This is a genomic window from Kitasatospora sp. NPDC048662 (assembly GCF_055587065.1).
This window is the reverse complement of sequence record NZ_JBVJHA010000001.1, coordinates 322,908-339,999: the sequence shown is the minus strand read 5'-3', so window position 1 is coordinate 339,999 and position 17,092 is coordinate 322,908. Positions and strand designations below refer to the sequence as shown.

At 71.7% G+C, this 17,092-nt stretch carries 18 protein-coding genes; 13 read left to right on the top strand and 5 right to left on the bottom strand.

The window, feature by feature from the left end; genetic code table 11:
- The 3 genes from ACZ6R9_RS01590 to ACZ6R9_RS01580 form a co-directional block, all read left to right on the top strand.
- The coding region (locus tag ACZ6R9_RS01590) for a hypothetical protein (RefSeq protein ID WP_465535780.1) at positions 1–402 on the top strand (402 nt) is incomplete at its 5' end.
- A gap of 75 nt (positions 403–477) precedes the next feature.
- Positions 478–717 (top strand): chaplin, encoded by a 240-nt coding sequence (locus ACZ6R9_RS01585; RefSeq protein ID WP_380484361.1) that lies wholly within the window; start codon positions 478–480, stop codon positions 715–717.
- A gap of 261 nt (positions 718–978) precedes the next feature.
- Positions 979–2,628: an RICIN domain-containing protein gene (locus ACZ6R9_RS01580; RefSeq protein WP_380484362.1), complete on the top strand. Its 1,650-nt coding sequence runs from the start codon at positions 979–981 to the stop codon at positions 2,626–2,628.
- A 50-nt stretch (positions 2,629–2,678) separates the two neighbouring features.
- On the opposite strand, the gene ACZ6R9_RS01575 is transcribed toward ACZ6R9_RS01580, so the two are convergent.
- Positions 2,679–3,257, bottom strand: a complete 579-nt coding sequence (locus tag ACZ6R9_RS01575) for a DUF4291 domain-containing protein (RefSeq protein ID WP_380484364.1) — start codon at positions 3,255–3,257, stop codon at positions 2,679–2,681.
- Between the two features lie 238 nt (positions 3,258–3,495).
- Here ACZ6R9_RS01575 and ACZ6R9_RS01570 point away from each other — a divergent pair, with 238 nt between their 5' ends.
- Together ACZ6R9_RS01570 and ACZ6R9_RS01565 are read left to right on the top strand one after the other, a co-directional pair.
- Positions 3,496–4,251 (top strand): sugar isomerase domain-containing protein, encoded by a 756-nt coding sequence (locus tag ACZ6R9_RS01570; protein WP_465535777.1) that lies wholly within the window; start codon positions 3,496–3,498, stop codon positions 4,249–4,251.
- Positions 4,251–5,219 carry an N-acetylglucosamine kinase gene (locus ACZ6R9_RS01565; RefSeq protein ID WP_465535775.1) on the top strand — a complete coding sequence of 323 codons (969 nt, stop codon included), beginning with the start codon at positions 4,251–4,253 and terminating at the stop codon, positions 5,217–5,219. Before ACZ6R9_RS01570 ends, ACZ6R9_RS01565 begins: the two co-directional genes overlap by 1 nt.
- 13 nt (positions 5,220–5,232) lie before the next feature.
- Here the strand turns inward: ACZ6R9_RS01565 and ACZ6R9_RS01560 are convergent, their stop codons facing one another.
- A complete protein-coding gene (locus ACZ6R9_RS01560; RefSeq protein ID WP_380484370.1) occupies positions 5,233–5,760 on the bottom strand; it encodes an ATP-binding protein in 528 nt (175 codons plus the stop codon).
- A gap of 189 nt (positions 5,761–5,949) precedes the next feature.
- Between ACZ6R9_RS01560 and ACZ6R9_RS01555 the strand changes: the two genes are divergently transcribed.
- Complete coding sequence (locus ACZ6R9_RS01555; protein ID WP_380484372.1) at positions 5,950–6,708, top strand: GntR family transcriptional regulator; 759 nt, start codon at positions 5,950–5,952, stop codon at positions 6,706–6,708.
- A gap of 255 nt (positions 6,709–6,963) precedes the next feature.
- Here the strand turns inward: ACZ6R9_RS01555 and ACZ6R9_RS01550 are convergent, their stop codons facing one another.
- Positions 6,964–7,491, bottom strand: coding sequence for a YbhB/YbcL family Raf kinase inhibitor-like protein (locus tag ACZ6R9_RS01550; protein WP_380484496.1), 528 nt, complete (start codon positions 7,489–7,491; stop codon positions 6,964–6,966).
- 227 nt (positions 7,492–7,718) lie between these two features.
- Positions 7,719–8,336: an NAD(P)-dependent oxidoreductase gene (locus ACZ6R9_RS01545; protein WP_380484374.1), complete on the bottom strand. Its 618-nt coding sequence runs from the start codon at positions 8,334–8,336 to the stop codon at positions 7,719–7,721.
- Positions 8,337–8,596: 260 nt separating this feature from the next.
- Between ACZ6R9_RS01545 and ACZ6R9_RS01540 the strand changes: the two genes are divergently transcribed.
- Positions 8,597–9,484: a LysR family transcriptional regulator gene (locus ACZ6R9_RS01540; RefSeq protein ID WP_465535772.1), complete on the top strand. Its 888-nt coding sequence runs from the start codon at positions 8,597–8,599 to the stop codon at positions 9,482–9,484.
- Positions 9,485–9,800: 316 nt separating this feature from the next.
- Here the strand turns inward: ACZ6R9_RS01540 and ACZ6R9_RS01535 are convergent, their stop codons facing one another.
- On the bottom strand, positions 9,801–10,406 hold the full coding sequence (locus tag ACZ6R9_RS01535; RefSeq protein ID WP_465536773.1) for a hypothetical protein: 606 nt from the start codon (positions 10,404–10,406) through the stop codon (positions 9,801–9,803).
- Between the two features lie 250 nt (positions 10,407–10,656).
- Here ACZ6R9_RS01535 and hemL point away from each other — a divergent pair, with 250 nt between their 5' ends.
- The 6 genes from hemL to ccsB all read left to right on the top strand — a co-directional run bounded on the left by hemL (position 10,657) and on the right by ccsB (position 17,085).
- The gene (gene hemL, locus ACZ6R9_RS01530) at positions 10,657–11,997 is read left to right on the top strand and encodes a glutamate-1-semialdehyde 2,1-aminomutase (RefSeq protein ID WP_465535770.1); all 1,341 of its coding nucleotides are present in this window, start codon (positions 10,657–10,659) and stop codon (positions 11,995–11,997) included.
- Between the two features lie 29 nt (positions 11,998–12,026).
- Positions 12,027–12,677: a histidine phosphatase family protein gene (locus ACZ6R9_RS01525; RefSeq protein WP_380484498.1), complete on the top strand. Its 651-nt coding sequence runs from the start codon at positions 12,027–12,029 to the stop codon at positions 12,675–12,677.
- 152 nt (positions 12,678–12,829) lie between these two features.
- Positions 12,830–13,426 carry a TlpA family protein disulfide reductase gene (locus tag ACZ6R9_RS01520; protein WP_465535768.1) on the top strand — a complete coding sequence of 199 codons (597 nt, stop codon included), beginning with the start codon at positions 12,830–12,832 and terminating at the stop codon, positions 13,424–13,426.
- Positions 13,423–14,202, top strand: coding sequence for a cytochrome c biogenesis CcdA family protein (locus ACZ6R9_RS01515; protein ID WP_465535766.1), 780 nt, complete (start codon positions 13,423–13,425; stop codon positions 14,200–14,202). The genes ACZ6R9_RS01520 and ACZ6R9_RS01515 overlap by 4 nt, the downstream gene beginning before the upstream one ends.
- A 3-nt stretch (positions 14,203–14,205) precedes the next feature.
- Positions 14,206–15,960, top strand: coding sequence for a cytochrome c biogenesis protein ResB (resB, locus tag ACZ6R9_RS01510; RefSeq protein ID WP_465535764.1), 1,755 nt, complete (start codon positions 14,206–14,208; stop codon positions 15,958–15,960).
- A gap of 3 nt (positions 15,961–15,963) precedes the next feature.
- Positions 15,964–17,085: a c-type cytochrome biogenesis protein CcsB gene (gene ccsB / locus ACZ6R9_RS01505; RefSeq protein WP_380484387.1), complete on the top strand. Its 1,122-nt coding sequence runs from the start codon at positions 15,964–15,966 to the stop codon at positions 17,083–17,085.
- The last annotated feature ends 7 nt before the right edge of the window (positions 17,086–17,092 follow it).

Here is a 17,092-nt window from a genome sequence, read left to right as displayed (position 1 = left end):
CCGGCCGAGCCGAGGACCAGGCCGGCGGCGGCGACGGTCAGGACCGCGGCCTTCTTGATGTTGCGCATGGTTCTTTTCTTCCTCACGTTCTGCCCGACTGTGGATGGTCGGGTGTCGGGCGATTCGCATCATCGCCCGCTGTTTTCCGGATGCGCCGTGAATGTCACTCACGCGGCTCAAGACCCGCGTGTCGCCCGTGGCTTGGGCGGTGCGCTCCACTTCGGGGGTGCGCCGGCGACTGCTCGCTCAGCAGCGTTTCGCCAGGAAGAACGAACCAGTGCGGCGGGGGAAACGGGCGAGTTCGCCGAACGTCCGGGCCGTTCACCCGAATGCTGCGGTTACGCCGGACGGGTGATTGTCCGAAGAGCATCGCAACTGATCCGGAGTGGCTTCGTTGGCTGAGTGCACGTCCCGTGTGCTTCCTTCCGGTAGCCCCGGCGCGGCAATTGGAAGATCTGATTTATCGAGGAGACTCAAATGAGCATCAAGAAGGCTGCCGCGGTCGGCGCCGCTGTCGTGGGCATCGTCGCCGCCGGTGCGGGCTCCGCCCTGGCGAGCAGCGAGGCCGAGGGTGTCGCCGCCGGTTCCCCCGGCGTGATCTCGGGCAACGAGATCCAGGTCCCGGTGCACGTGCCGATCAACCTGTGCGGCAACACGATCGACATCATCGCGCTGCTGAACCCGGCGTTCGGCAACACCTGCGTCAACGGCGGCTGACGGCTGCGGCTGGTCGGTCGAGCCGCCGCCCACACCCTCCTGCGGGGGTGTGGGCGGCGGCTCATCTGCGTTGGCGTGGAGTCGGCCTGACGGGCCGTCGCAGCCGCTGTGGCCGCATCGCTCCGCGAGTCTTGTTGTGTTACCTGTCAGTACCTAGCATGTGAGCCTGCCTCATGTTCGCCGGGCTCCGGCCCGGTTCCCCCATGCTCCGCGCCGCCCGGCGCCCGCCGGGCGTACCCCCACCCCCGCAAGGAGTCATGAGTGTCCAGGACACCTATGGTCCGCCGCAGGTCCCCCGCCCTGCTCGCCACCGCCGCGCTGCTGGCCGCCCTCGGCCTCGGCTCCGGCCTCGGCGGCGCGGCCACCGCCCAGGCCGCCTCACCCAGCGCGGGCAAGCCCGCCGCGATCGTCGCCCTCGGCGACAGCGCGATCTCCGGCGAGGGCGCCGGCACCGACACCAACGACGACTACGTCCCCGGCACCGACAGCCCCACCAACTACTGCCACCGCTCCACCAAGTCCGAGATCTTCGTGACCCAGCTCCCCGGCGTCACCCCGATCGACCTGGCCTGCTCCGGTGCGCAGACCGGTGACCTGGTCAGCGACCCCGAGCTGGCGAAGATCACCGGACCGGGCAGCGGCGACTTCGGCGAGGCCAAGCAGGACGTCCAACTGGCCGCCACCGCGGCCAACTACGACGTGAAGATGGTCGTCGTCACGATCGGCGCGAACGACGACTTCGAGTTCGCCGGCATCATGATGTCCTGCCTGGCCCAGTACTTCCCGATCCCGCAGTCCCAGGGCTGCCGGGACACCATCGGCAGCGCCGAGATCACCCGGCGCGCTGCCGGGGTCAAGCCCAAGGTGACGGCCGCGCTGACCAACATCCGCAACACCATGCGCAAGGCCGGCTACTCCGACGACTCCTACCAGCTCGTCTACCAGTCGTACTTCAACCCGATCACCCCCGACATCCGGCGCAACGACTACGTCGGCAAGGTCGCGGACGGCTGCCCGGCCTTCCCCGAGGACCTGGCCTGGGGCCACAACTGGGTCGTCCCCACCCTGAGCGACGCACTGCGTGAGGCCGCCGCCGGCGTGCCGGGCGTGCGCTACCTCGACCAGCGGCGGGTGGCCTTCGGGCACGAGGTCTGCGCGGAGTGGACCAGCTCGCCGTACGAGTACACCAACGGCGACGTGATCGACCTGTCGGAGAGCACCCGCAACGGCTGCGACAGCCCGATCTCCATCCCGGGCCTGTGCATGAACAACGTCCGCCAGTCGTACCACCTGCGGGTGGCCGGCTACGCCGCCGAGGCGGCCTGCCTGCGGCAGTTCTACCAGCAGGCCGGGCTCGGGCAGGCGTTCTGCTCGCTCAACCAGCAGAACACCACCTCGATCACCGCGCTCACCCCCGGCAAGCCGTTCCCGGACACCGCCGAGGACGGCGCCTGGTACCAGCTCACCAACCAGGCCAACGGCAAGGTGCTCGACCTGTCCGGCGGCGGCACCTACGGTGACTCCACCAACGGCCGCGTCGCGATCACCTATCCGGCCACCGGCGGGCTGAACCAGTCCTTCGTGTTCGAGGCCAAGGCCGGCGGCTCCTTCGAACTCGACTTCAGCGGCAACCGCAACATGTGCCTGGACGCCTCCGGCGCCTCCACCGCCCCTGGCACCCAGCTCCAGCAGTGGGGCTGCAACGGCGGCGGCAACCAGCACTGGATCCTCCAGCCGGTCGGCGACGGCACTTACAAGCTGGCCGACTCCCAGGACCCGACCAAGCTGGCCACCGCCTCCGCCAAGACCGATGCCCAGGGCAACCCGCTGGTCCAGCTGGCCGCCGACAACGGCTCCGCCGCGCAGCACTGGCAGCTGACCAAGCTCGGCATCGTCTACCTGCACGGCTGAGACCTGCACGGCTGATCGACGCGGGCTGACGGGCGCGCAGTGGCTCTCCGTCAGCCCGCACCCAGCCGGGCGGCCGCACCCGGTGGCATCGGGTACGGCCGCTCCGGCGGCAGCAGCGCGGCGTCCCTGGTGGCGTGCAACTCGCGGGCCAGCGGCGTCAGATCCTCGATCCGCACCAGCCACTCCCCGGCGTAACGGCGCACCAGCTCCCCGCTCAGCCCCAGTTGCAGCGAGCGGTAGGGCAGCGGTCGCAGCCGCAGATCCCGCTCCGGGTCCCACTGCACGCGGGCCGGGCTGCGTCGCAACGCCCGCTGCCACTCCGCCTTCGAGGCGTGCAGGCCCGGCTTGTAGCCGCTCAGCACCGCCGCCTCCAGTGCGGCGTCGAACCCCTGACGGGTGATCACCACGCCGAGGATCCGTTCCTGCCCCGCGCTCCGCGCCCAGTCGCTGCGGTACATCAGCCAGCGGAACGACGGCTTGATCCACGTCATCCGCTCCCGCGAGAACGCCTCCGGCCACCGCCCGTCGGCCACCGCGGGGTCGGCGATCTCGGGCCGGAACGCCTGGTAGACCGTCACCGTTTTCGCGTCGTAACGGGCCCTGACCTGCCTCTTCGGCACCTCGTCCATCCGCCCATCCTGTCCCGGCCGGGGTGCCCCGCGCCCGCGATTTTCGCCTGTCCCGGGCCGGGAGGGAGTGACGATCGGCGCCATGGACCTGCTCGCCCAGTCCGTTCGAGTGTGCTGGGTCCGAACCCCCTGGTGGTGGACGGCTGATTCCCCGACTGGTCTAGTCCTGTCGTTGACAGCGGTGGCGGACCGGCCCGACCATGTGAGCCGTCCCACAGTGCTCTGCCTGGAGGTTCCCGTGCCCAGCCCCTCTGCGGCCGATTTCGTTGCCGCCGCCCATGCCGCCATCGACAAGGTCAGCAGCTCGCAGACCGAGGAGGTCGCGAAGGCCGCCGAGCTGATCGCGGACGCGCTGGCCGCGGACGGCATCGTGCAGGCGTTCGGCACCGGGCACTCCGAGGCGTTCGCGATGGAGATCGCCGGGCGGGCCGGCGGGCTGGTGCCCAGCAACCGGATCGCGCTGCGCGACGTGGTGCTGTTCGGCGGGCGGCCGGTGGAGATCCTGTCCGGCTCGGAGCTGGAGCGCGGCACCGAATCCGCGGCGATGCTCTGGGAGTTGACCGACCCGCACCCGGCGGACGTGTTCATCCTCGCGTCCAACTCCGGCGTCAACGGCTGCGTGGTCGAACTCGCCCGGCTGGCCAAGGAGAACGGCCACCCGCTGATCGTCGTCACCTCTGCCGAGCACACCGCGGGTGTTCAGCCCAAGCACCCGTCCGGCCTGCGGCTGCGCGACTACGCGGACGTGGTGCTGGACAACGGTGCGCCGTTCGGTGACGCCGTCCTGCCGATGGCGGGTGGCGGCCGGGCCTGTGGCATCTCCTCGATCACCGCCGCGCTGCTCGGTCAGCAGATCATCGCCGAGGTGATCCGCCGGATCGAGGAGAGCGGCGGCGTCCCGCCCGTCTACCTGTCGGCGAACATCCCCGGCGGCGACGAGCACAACAACAAGCTGGAAGCGCTGTACGCCGGCCGCATCCGCCGCACCGCGTGATGAGCGCGCCGTTGGTGCTCGGCCTCGACGTGGGCGGCACCAGCACCCGGGCGCTGGTCGCCACCCTGGACGGGCGGATCCTCGGTACCGCGCACGGTGCCGGGGGCAACCCCGTCGCGCACGGTGCGGAGGCCGCCGTCCGGGAGATCGGCGGGGCCGTCCGGGCCGCGCTGGCCGGGCTCGACCCGGCCCGGGTGGCGGCGGGCGTGATCGGCCTCGCGGGCGGCTCGCTCGCCCCGCCGGAGCTGCTGGCACTGTGGCCCGCCACCGGACTGACCGTCACCCCGCGCCTGGTCGGCGACGCCGAGCTCGCCCACGCGGCCGGGACCGCCGCCGCCGACGGCACCCTGCTGCTCAGCGGCACGGGCGCGATCGCCGCCGAGATCCGCGACCACGCGCTGCGCCGCACCGCCGACGGCCACGGCTGGCTGCTCGGCGACCGGGGCTCCGGCTTCTGGCTGGGCCGCGAGGCCGTCTCCGCCGCGCTCACCGCCGTGGACCGGGCGCTGCCGTTCGACGGGCCGTCACTCCAACTGCCGGGCCTGGCCGGTGCGATCGCCGACGCCCTGGTCGGACCGGACGGCCTGGGCCGCGAGCCGCGCTCCGCGCTGATCGCCGCCGCCCATGCCGAGGCCCCGGCCCGGCTGGCCCGGTTCGCCCCGATCGTCCTCGACCGCGCGGCGGCCGGTGACCCGTCGGCCCTCGCCCTGGTCGAACGCGCCGCCGACCATCTGATCGACACCCTCGCCCTGGTGCGCCAACCCGACTCGCCACTGCCGCTGGTGCTGGCCGGCGGCCTGCTCGCCTCCGCGACGCCGCTGGCCGCGCAGCTGCGCCCCCGGCTGGCCGCGCGCTGGCCCGACGCGGAGGTCTTCACCGCCCGTAACGGTGCCGGTGCCGCCGCCTGGCTCGCCGCCCGGACCCTGGGGCACGGAACGGAGAAGCTCCACCGTCGTCTTACCGCGTGAGCCGGCGCCGAGGTCAGTGGCAGGTCATGGCGCCGGGGCCGACCCGGTCGGCCGGGGCCTTCCGGGGGACGCTCTCCTCGGGGCCCCGGTGTTCCTTCGCGCTCCGGTTCCGGGCCGGCCACCACGGGCGGTCGGCCCGTTCGGTCGGGAGGGCGATCTCGGCCCACACCCATTTCCCCGCGCGCTTGCGGATCACTCCGTGGGCGAGGGCGAGTTCGGCGATGAGCAGGATGCCGCGGCCGGACTCGGAGTCCCGGTCGGGGCGGCCGGCCACCGGGACGGTGGGGGAAGTGTCGTAGACCTCGATCACGGCCCGGTGGTGCAGCGGGTCGGCGTGCACGCCGACGGTGACGACCGGGCCGGTCGCGTGGCGGACGGCGTTGCCGAGCAGTTCGGAGGTGACCAGATCGACGGTCAGCCGGGTGTCCTCGTCCAGGGGCGTGCCGCCCCAGGCGGTGATGAGCGCGCGGACCCGGCGGCGTCCGGCGGCGACGGTGGCGGGCTCGCGGGGCAGTGAGAACCATCGACGGTGCACGGACATGGCGGGCTCCTCACGCGGTTTCGTTCGATGAACGCTGGTGGAACGCCCACGAACGGGAGACTCGGCAGCCGATATGAGGGTATGTCAGAATGCAGCATCTCTAGACAAGCTGAAATCTCTAGAGATGTCAATGCATCGGGGGGCGCACCGTGCGTAGGATGTCTAGAGAAGGGAAGGAAGCCCGCCGCCATGACCAGTCACCCCCGCGCCACCCAGCCCAAGTACCAGCGGATCGCCGAGGACCTCAAGCGCGACATCGACTCAGGCCGCTACCGACCGGGTGACCGGCTGCCGGGCGAGAACGATCTGATGGTGACGTACGGCGTGGCCCGGATGACGGCCCGCCAGGCGCTCGGCGTGCTGCAGACCGAGGGGATCGCGGAGGCCCGCAAGGGGGTGGGGGTCTTCGTCCGGGAGTTCCGGCCGATAAGGCGCCGTGGCATCCAGCGGCTCTCCGACCGGAACTGGGGCGACGGCTTCTCGGTCTGGTCCACCGACATAGCGGCCCGCGAACTGACGGTGGACCAGCTGACCGTCACCGAACGCGAGGTGCCGGAGCAGATCGCCGCCGTCCTCGGCCTGAAGCCGGGCGAGTCGGCCTGCGTGCGCAGCCGCCGCTTCGTTCTGGACGGCAAGCCGGTGCTGCTCTCCGAGTCCTACCTGCCGGCCGCGCTGGTGGCGGGCAGCCGGATCACCGACCCGGACACCGGCCCCGGCGGCACCTACGCCCGGCTCGCCGAACTCGGCCACAAGCCGGTGCACTTCCAGGAGCAGATCCGCTCCCGGATGCCGGCCGGCAGCGAGGCCGAGCGGCTCGCCCTCGCCCCCGGCACGCCGGTCTTCCTGGTGAACCGCACCGCCTTCGCCGAGGACGGCCAGGTGGTGGAGTTCAACGAGATGGTGCTCGACTCGGCCTCGTACATCCTCGAATACGACTTCGACGCCTGACCGTCCACAGCCGGCGGGCGGCCTTGTCCACAGGCCTGTGGACAAGGCCGCCATCCGCGACTCCGGCGGAACTCGATCCCGGGCAAGCGCGACGAGGGGCTGTCGAGCAGCCGTGACGTCGGGCGCGCCAGTGTGTGGACGGGCGTACGGCGGTGCGGGTGCCGGGGTTCAGCGACAGGCCCGCCCCGAGCGCCGCCGCGACCCTCGGCGTGGTGCCCGGCGCTCGGGCGGGCGGGCCGGGCGCGCCGTCCGAGGTCAGCTCTCGTATTCGGCGATCACGGTGGCCCGGGCCAGCGCGTGGAAGCCGAGGGTGCCGCTGATCGCCGCCGCCGAGGTGTCCGCGTCCAGGCCGATCGAGTCGACGCCCAGCGCGTGCACGGTGAAGACGTACCGGTGCGGGCCGTGTCCGGGCGGCGGGGCCGCGCCGCCGAAGTCCCGGGTGCCGTAGTCGTTGCGGCCGTGCACCGCGCCCGCCGGCAGGCCGGGGAACTCGCCGCTGCCCGCGCCGGAAGCCAACTCGGTGACGTCCACCGGGAGGTCGAACAGCAGCCAGTGCCACCAGCCGGAGCCGGTCGGCGCGTCCGGGTCGAAGCAGGTCACCGCGAAGCTCTTGGTCTCCGCCGGGAACCCGGACCAGCTGAGCTGCGGCGAGCGGTTCCCGCCCTGGTGGACCTGCTCCTCGCCGAGCCGGCCCCCGTCCGTCACCTCCTCGCTGACCAGCGTGAACGTCGGGACGGGACGCAGGAAGGTGTGCGGCAGCGGCGGCCGGTCGGGTGCGGTCATGGGTGTCTCCCCGTGGTGGTGCGTCGATGGATGCCCCGCGACCTTAGTGGGCCGACGTCCGTTCGCCAAGATCCCTTCTGCGGGCGGCGGCCGATCGCCCATCGGGCCGGCAGGTTCGAAACTCGCTTGCACCGCAACGGGATTGGCGCCGGATCGTCGCCCTCGGTGCCGGTGGCCGTGTCGGCCGTGCTGGCGGGACGCGCCCGGGCGGGCCGCCTCGACCGAGGTCAGGCGGGCCGGGGGCGGTGGGTGGTGGCGATGGCGGAGAGGTCGTGTTCGGCGAGGGCGGGGTCGGCGAGGAGGGCGGTGCGGGCGGCTTCGAAGAGCGGGCCGCCACTGGCCAGGGTCAGATCCTTCGCGGCGAGGCGGATCGGGAAGTCGGCCTCGGTGCTCCCGGCTCGGGCCATGACGCCGGACAGCGGGCCGGCGGACAGTGCGCGTCGGGCCAACTCCTCGGGTACGCCCGGCTGTTCGGCGACAGAAAGCGCCTCGCCCACGACGGCCACCGAGGTGACGACCGCGCCGATCACCACCAGCTTGAGTGCTGAACCCGCGCCGGGGCCGCCGCAGCGGAGCATCCGCCCGAAGCGTTCCAGGACCGGCTGGGCCCGGTCCAGGTCCGCGTCCTCGCCGCTCGCGTACACCACCAGGTCGCCGGTCGCGGCGGGGCCGACGCTGCCCAGCACGGGCGCGTCCACCATCCCGACACCGTCCGGAAGTTGGGCGCGGAGCCCGGCCACCGCCTGCGGGCCGATCGAGGACATCTCGATCCACAGGGTGCCGGGTTCCAGCGCCGGGAGGAACTGCTCCGCGACCTCGGCCACCGCCGTCGGGTCGGACAGCATGGTGACGACCACCCCGGCGCCGCGGACAGGCCTCCGTCGGGGTCGCGGCCTCGGTGAGGCCCCCGGCCCGACCCGGCGTGCGGTTCCACACCGTCAACTCGCCTGCCGCGCCCGCGAGTCGGCGGGCCATCGGGAGGCCCATCCGGCCGAGTCCGAGAAAGGCTGTGCGCTCCGTGATCTCCATGGCCGCAACGCCAGGGACGGCTCGGACAGGCGAGAAGCGAATGTCTCGCATGGTAGCCATGCCCCATGGACATGGCTTGGCTCGAAGTCTTCCGCACCGCCGCCCGGCTCGGCTCGTTCACGGCGGCGGGGGAGCAGCTGGGTTCACCCAGTCCGCGATTTCGCGCCAAATCTCCACGCTGGAGGCCGAGTTCGGCGTCCCGCTGTTCGACCGACTGGCCCGAGGGGTGCGGCTCACCGAGCACGGGCAGGCCCTGCTGCCGCACGCCGAGGCGATGCTCGGCCGACTGGACGGCACCCGCCGCGAGCTCGCCGCGCTGACTCAACTCGCCGCCGGACACCTGCGGTTGGGCGCGTTCGACAGCGCCAACGCGGCGCTCGTCCCGGCCGCGCTGGCCGCGTTCCGGGCCGCCCACCCGGGCATCGCGCTGACCCTCACCGAGGGGCTGTCCGTCCAGCTGCTGGAGCTGCTCGCGGAGGGCGCGATCGATCTCGCGGTGGTCGCCGCGTACCCGCAACACCCGTACGACGCCGAGCAGTTCGAGCTGCACCGGATCGCCGACGACCCGGTGCTGGTGGCCCTGCCGCGCGGGCACCGGCTGGCCCGGCGCCGCCGCCTGCGGCTGGCCGACCTCGCCGAGGAGCCGTGGATCGCCGCCGGCCGCCGCATCGAGACCACCCTGCTCGCCGCCTGCGCCCGCAGCGGCTTCCAGCCCCGGGTCGAGTACGAGGTGGCCGGCTGGACGGCGAAACTCGGCCTGGTGGCAGCCGGGTTGGGCATCACCCTGATCCCGTCCCTGGCCGCCCGCGCGGCCCGCCCGGACCTCGTCCTGGTCCCGCTGCACCCGGACGACACCCCGGTCCGCCACGTCCACGCCGCCACCCGCCGAGGCCGCCGGCCCGCACCGGCGGTCACGGCCTTCCTGCCACACCTGCGCGCGGCCACGACCACCCCGCCGGGGTGAGGTCCGACCGGGGCGGCCCGTTCTCCACCCACGGGCCGGGTGCTCTCCGCACGGGGCACCCACAGCAGCGGCTGAACGGACCGGACGTACACGGCCGCACCGTCCTCCCACGGGAAGCGGCCCGCCCGGTCCGGCCGGAACAGCTGCGCCACCGGCCACGGCGGCCGCTGCTGGAAGTCGATGAGATCCGCTTCGCCCGGCAGCGCGACGGCGGCTGGGCGGTGTGCGAGATCAGCAACCTGTCCACCGGCCACTGGCCGAGCGAAGCGCCCCACCAGTGCGTGCCGTCGTGCCCGGCCGCCGACCTGGCGAGCTGTCAGGGCCAGACCAGGCAGTACAGCTGGTGCCCCGCCTCGTGCAGGCGGGAGGCGAAGTCCTGCCACTCGTGCAGCATCTGGTAGATGACGAAGGCGTCCCGCGGGCCGCGGCGGTCGGGGACGGTGGACCAGATGAAGGCGGCCGCGCCGAGCTCGGGTTCGTCGGCCTTGCGGAGCGGTTCGACGACGGTGTGCGGGAGTTGGACCACCGCGTAGTCGGGGTGCAGTACCACCAGTTCGAGCGGCGGGACGTGGTGCAGCGGGACGCCCTGAATGCCCGTGAGGACCATCGCGCTCATCGTCTCGGGCTTGATCTTGGTGGAGAGGTGGCCGTTGCCGGAGCCGCTGGTCTCCATCAGGTCGCCGAGCCGGCCGAGGGCGCCGAGCTCGCCGGCGTCGAGGCCGAGGCCGCCGGGGCCGAGGGCGGTGGGGACTCTGGCGGCGGTGGCGCGGTCCGGTGCGCCGAAGTACTTGTAGGTGACCCCCACTCTGCCCTCGCCCCTCCTTCCCCTGCCCGCTTCCGTACCCCCGCCGGTCTCGTCCGGCCTGCGGGTGCGCTCCGCGGCCTCGTCGAAACCGTCCTGCCTCTCGGACACTCGGACCATCCTCACCGGAACTCGCCGGAATCGACAGACCCCCGCATGTCCGACTTTCCCTCCGGACATGCCCCTTACCCGTCTGCTGGCGCGCTACACGAGCGCGCGCTACTCGACCTTACCTTCGCCACAGGCAGTGAGGGGAGCAGCACACGGATCATCGTTCCAGATGATCGGGCCCGACATGCAGAACGCAAAGACACGATTTGAGACCATGTTCGGGTAAGAGAGGCTCCAGGCCACCCCGCGGACCCAACGGATGAGCGAGCAGATGAGCTACCCGTACGAAGCACCCCAGTCCCAGTCGCTGTTCGAGCGCGCCTTGGCGGTCACCCCCGGCGGCGTCAACTCGCCGGTGCGGGCCTTCCGCGCGGTCGGCGGCACGCCCCGGTTCATGGTGTCGGGCAGCGGCCCGTACCTGACCGACGCCGATGGCCGCGAGTACGTGGACCTGGTGTGTTCCTGGGGCCCGATGCTGCTGGGCCACTCGCACCCGGCGGTGATCGAGGCGGTGCAGCAGGCGGTCTCCCGCGGCACCTCGTTCGGCACGCCCGGTCAGGGCGAGGTCGAGCTCGGCGAGGAGATCGTCGCCCGGATCGCCCCGGTCGAGCAGGTCCGCCTGGTGTCCAGCGGCACCGAGGCGACCATGTCGGCGATCCGGCTGGCCCGCGGCTTCACGGGCCGCGCCAAGGTGGTCAAGTTCGCGGGCTGCTACCACGGTCACGTGGACGCGCTGCTGGCCGCCGCCGGTTCCGGCGTCGCCACCTTCGGCCTGCCGGACACCCCGGGCGTCACCGGCGCGCAGGCCGGCGACACCATCGTGCTGCCGTACAACGACCTGGAGGCGGTGCGGGCCGCGTTCGCCGCGCACCCCGGCGAGATCGCCTGCGTGATCACCGAGGCCTCGCCCGGCAACATGGGCGTCGTGCCGCCGCTGCCCGGCTTCAACGGGGGCCTGGCCGAACTGTGCCGGGAGAACGGCGCGTTGTTCATCTCCGACGAGGTGATGACCGGCTTCCGCGTCTCCAAGGCCGGCTGGTACGGGCTGGAGGCCGCCCGCGAGGGCTGGGCGCCGGACCTGATGACCTTCGGCAAGGTGATGGGCGGCGGCTTCCCGGCCGCGGCGTTCGGCGGCCGCGCCGACGTGATGGCGCACCTCGCCCCGGCCGGCCCGGTCTACCAGGCGGGCACCCTGTCCGGTAACCCGATCGCCACCGCCGCCGGCCTGGCCCAGCTGCGGAACTGCACCGACGAGGTCTACGTCACCGTCGACAAGGTCGCCGCCGAGGTGTCCGGCCTGGTCACCGAGGCGCTGACGAAGGAGGGCGTGGCGCACCGCCTGCAGACCGCGGGCAACATGTTCTCGGTCTTCTTCACCGACCAGCAGGTCACCAACTACGACGAGGCCCGCCGCCAGCAGGCGTTCCGCTTCAACGGTTTCTTCCACTCGATGCTGAGTCAGGGCGTCTACCTGCCGCCGTCGGCGTTCGAGTCCTGGTTCGTCTCGGCCGCGCACGACGTCCGCGCGATCGAGCGGATCGCCGCCGCCCTGCCCGCCGCCGCCCGTGCCGCCGCCAAGGCCACCGAGGAGTCGAAGTGAGTGACAAGGACATCACCGTCGTCCATGTGATGCGGCACGGCGAGGTGCACAACCCGGAGGGCGTGCTGTACGGCCGGCTGCCGGGCTATCACCTCTCCGAGCTGGGGCGGCAGATGGCCGAGCGGGTGGCCGACCACCTGAAGGACCGTGACATCACCCACGTGGTGGCCTCCCCGCTGGAGCGCGCCCAGGAGACCGCCGAGCCGATCGCCAAGGCGCACGGCCTGACCGTCGCGGCCGACCCGCGGCTGATCGAGGCGGAGAACATCTTCGAGGGCAAGACCTTCGGCGTCGGTGACGGCTCGTTGCGCAACCCGGGGTACTGGAAGTACCTGACCAACCCGTTCAAGCCGTCCTGGGGCGAGCCGTACATCGACCAGGTGGTGCGGATGATGGGCGCGATCGCCGGTGCCCGGGACGCCGCCCGCGGGCACGAGGCGGTGTGCGTCAGCCACCAGCTGCCGATCTGGATCCTGCGCTCGTTCGCCGAGCGCCGCCGGCTGTGGCACGACCCGCGCCGCCGGCAGTGCTCGCTGGCCTCGTTGACCAGCTTCACCTACGAGGGTGACCGGATCGTCTCGATCGGCTACCGCGAGCCGGCCCGCGATCTGCTGCCGGCCCACCTGGTGGGCAAGGGCAAGAAGGGCGACAAGCCGGTCGGGAAGAGCTTCGGGGCGTAGCTCACACCGGTGGTACGCAGGTAAGCCTGGCCTGCCTGAAAAATGCCCGAATTAAGACGATCATAAGTGAAGTCTTCGCAGGTCAGCGGGGGTCCGGCCGGCAACGCCGGACCCCCCTAAAACGGACCGAAGAGCCATGCGAAACTTTTCACATGTCTTGGACGTCCAGCCGCCGCACCTGCCTCACCGCCGCCCTCGGCGCGGCCACCGCACTGGCCCTCGCCGGGTGTTCCAGCTCCGGCTCCGGCGGGGACGGCTCGGTGGGCTTCATCACCGGCAAGGGCGGCATCGACACCGCCGCCGCCGGCCACCGGGTGGACGCCCCGGACATCACCGGCACCGGGCTGGACGGCACCGGCACGCTCAAGCTCTCCGACTACCGCGGCAAGGTGGTCGTCCTCAACATCTGGGGCTCCTGGTGCAGCCCCTGCCGGGCCGAGGCCAAGGGCCTGCAGCAGAGCTCCGAGAAGTACGCCGACAAGGTGCAGTTCCTCGGCATCAACACCCGGGACACCGACCCCGCCAACGCGATCGCGTTCGAGAAGAACTTCGGGGTGACCTACCCGAGCATCTACGACCCGGACGGCACCCAGATCCTCAAGTTCCCCAAGGGCAGCCTCAACCCGCAGTCCATCCCGACCACCATCGTGATCGACAAGGACGGCAAGCTGGCCGCCCGCGCCATGCGCGCGATGTCCACCGAGGACCTCGACAAGATGATCGAACCGGTCCTCGCGGAGTCCAAGTGAGCGCCGCCCTGGCGGCTGCCGGGGTCGGCTACAACGAGACCGTGGGCAGCGGCGCCCTGCTGCTCGCCCTGCCGATCGCGCTGGCCGCCGGCCTGCTCTCGTTCTTCTCACCGTGCGTGCTGCCACTGGTGCCCGGCTACCTCAGCTACGTCACCGGCTTCTCCGCCGCCGACCTCTCCGACGCCCGCGGCGCCCGCCGCGGGCGGATGCTGGCCGGCTCGCTGCTGTTCGTGCTCGGCTTCGCGATGGTGTTCGTCTCCACCGGCCTGCTGTTCGGCTCCTTCGGCCAGACGCTGCAGGAGCACAAGCGGGTCATCTCGATCGTGATGGGCTCGCTCACGGTGCTGATGGGCCTGGCCTTCATGGGCCTGCTGCCCGGCTTCACCATGCGCGAGCTGCGCTCGCACCGCCGTCCCGCGGTCGGCCTGGCCGGCGCCCCGCTGCTCGGCGTGGTGTTCGGCCTGGGCTGGACGCCGTGCATCGGCCCGACCATGGGGGCCATCCAGTCGCTGGCGTTCAACCAGGCCAGCGCCGGGCGCGGCGCGCTGTTGATGGCCGTTTACTGCCTCGGCCTCGGCGTACCGTTCGTCCTGGCCGCGCTGGCCTTCCGCAAGGCGCTGGGTGCCTTCGGCTGGGTCAAGCGGCACTACCAGTGGGTGATGCGGATCGGCGGCGGCATGCTCGTCGCCGTCGGCCTGGCCCTGGTGACGGGGGCGTGGGACGCGCTGGTCAACCAGCTCCAGTACCTCACCCAGAACTTCTCGATCGGAATCTGACCCGTGAGCGACACCAAGACCAGCCCCCAGCCGGCCGATGCCGCGGACCCGGACGCCGCCGACATCGACGTCGAGCGCCTCAGCACCGCGCCCGAGGACAGTGACGCCCCGGTCGGGATGGGCATCCTCGGCTGGGGGCGCTGGTTCTGGCGGCAACTCACCTCGATGCGGGTCGCCCTGCTGCTGCTGTTCCTGCTGTCGCTGGCGGCCATCCCCGGCTCGCTGGTCCCGCAGGAGGGCCCCGACACGATGAAGCTCGTGGCGTGGAAGGAGGCCCACAAGGGCATCACGCCGCTGTTCGAGAAGCTCCAGGTCTTCCACGTCTACAGCTCGGTCTGGTTCTCGGCGATCTACATCCTGCTGTTCGTTTCGCTGGCCGGCTGCATCGTCCCGCGTACCTGGCAGTTCATCGGCGTGCTGCGCGCGCAGCCCCCGGCGGCCCCGCGCAACCTGACCCGGATGCCGGTCTACGCGGCCTGGCACAGCGACGCCGACCCGGACGCCGTGCACGCCGCCGCCCACGCGCTGCTGAAGAAGCGCGGCTTCCGGGCGGTCGTCGGCAACGGCTCGGTCGCCGCCGAGAAGGGCTACCTGCGCGAGGTCGGCAACCTGCTGTTCCACTTCTCACTGTTCGCGCTGCTGATCGGCGTCGCCTGGGCCGGCGTGGCCTCCGGCTCCGCCAGCAAGCTGGTGCTGGAGGGCCAGGGCTACTCCAACACCACCACCCAGATCGACGACTTCTACGGCTCGCGCTTCTACGGCGTCAACGACCTGGACAAGTTCGGCTTCAAGCTGGACGGCTTCACCGCCCGCTACCAGGAGAGCGGCCCGCAGACCGGTACGGCCCGGCAGTTCACCGCGAACGTCCGCTACTGGACCGGCGACGACGCGACCGAGCTGAAGAAGTCCACCATCGAGGTCAACCACCCGCTGGAGATCGGCGGCTCCAAGGTCTACCTGATCGGCCACGGCTACGCCCCGGTGGTGACGGTCAGGAACGCCAAGAAGGAGATCGTCTACCGCGGCCCGACGCCGTTCCTGCCGATCGACGCCAACATGACCTCGCGGGGCGTGGTCAAGGTCAACGACTACGGCACCGACGCCGACGGCAACAAGACTCAGCTGGCCTTCCAGGGCTTCTTCCTGCCCACCGCGCCGGAGAACTTCAACGTGACCGGCCCGCGGTCGATGTTCCCGGCCGCCGCCGACCCGATGCTGGTGATCAACGCCTACGCCGGCGACCTGCGCACCGACAGCGGCCTGCCGCAGAACGTGTACCAGCTGGACGACAAGGCGATGACCCAGCTGAAGGTGGACGGCAACATCGCCAAGGTCCGTCTCAAGGTCGGCCAGGAATGGGAGCTGCCCGACAACTACGGGACCATCAGCTTCGACGGCTACCAGCAGTGGGCGACGTTCACCATCTCGCACCATCCCGGCAACTCCGTCGCGCTGGTCGGCGCGGTCGCCGCGATCCTCGGTCTGGTCGGCTCGCTGTTCGTCCAGCGCCGCCGGATCTGGGTCCGGGCCGTCACCGGCGCCGACGGCCGCACCCTCGTGGAGGTGGCGGGCCTGGGCCGCAGCGAGTCCGCCCGCACCGCCGAGGAGCTCGCCGAGCTCGCCGTCGAGCTGCAGGGCGACGCCCCGGCGGTCGAGGAGCCCTCCGACGACGACGCCGACGATGCTGACGACGACGCACCGACTGCGGCCGACTCCCCGGCCGCAGCCGCCCCCACCGCCCCGGAAACCAAGGAGTAGACGGTGCTGCTCGCGCAGGTCAACCACCAGTTGGCCGATATCTCCAACAACCTGGTCTATTCGGCGATGGCCGTCTACACCCTGGCCATGTTCGCTCAAATGTTCGAGTGGACCTTCGGCGCCAAGGGCGGCGTCGCCGTCCGCTCCCGGCAGCAGGCCACCCTCGGGGAGTCGGTCAGCGACTCCGCCGAGGCGGCCAAGGGCGTGCGCAAGGTCAGCGTCACGGTGGCCTCGCAGGGCGGCGGTACCGCCACCCTGACCCGGACCGCGCTGGCCGACGCCGGCGCCACCACGGTGACCAGCGGCCGCGGCGACGACACCCCGGCCGACGGCCTCGGCCCGGCCGGCAGCAGCGAGAAGGCCGACGTGGCCGGCCGGATCGCGGTCTCGCTGACCGTACTCGGCATGCTGCTGCACACCGGCGGCGTCATCACCCGCGGCCTGTCGGTGATGCGCTGGCCGTGGGGCAACATGTACGAGTTCTCCGTCGCCTTCGCGCTGATGATGGTCGGCTCGTACGTCGTGCTGCTGGCCACCAAGAAGAACGTGCGCTGGCTCGGCCTGCCCGTGGTGATCGCGGTCCTGCTGATCCTCGGCGTCGCCGTCAGCGTGCTGTACACCGAGTCCGAGCAGCTCGTCCCGGCGCTGCACTCCTACTGGCTGGGCATCCACGTCTCCACCGCGACGGTGTGCGGCGGTGCCTTCTTCGCGGCGTTCGTCGCGACCGGCACCTACCTGATCAAGGACCGCTACGAGCACCGGGTCGCGGCCGGCCTGACCGTCCGGGCGGCCAACTTCATGGACCGCCTGCCCGCGGCGGGCACCCTGGACAAGCTGTCCTACCGGATCAACGCCCTGGTCTTCCCGCTGTGGACGTTCACCATCATCGCGGGCGCGATCTGGGCCGAGGCGGCCTGGGGCAAGTACTGGGAGTGGGACCCGAAGGAGACCTGGTCGTTCATCACCTGGGTCGCCTACGCCGCCTACCTGCACGCCCGGGCCACCGCCGGCTGGCGCGGACGCAAGGCCGCCTACCTGGCCCTGCTCGCCTTCGCCTGCTGGCTGTTCAACTTCTACGGCGTCAACATCTTCGTCACCGGCAAGCACTCGTACGCCGGTATCTGACGCCCCG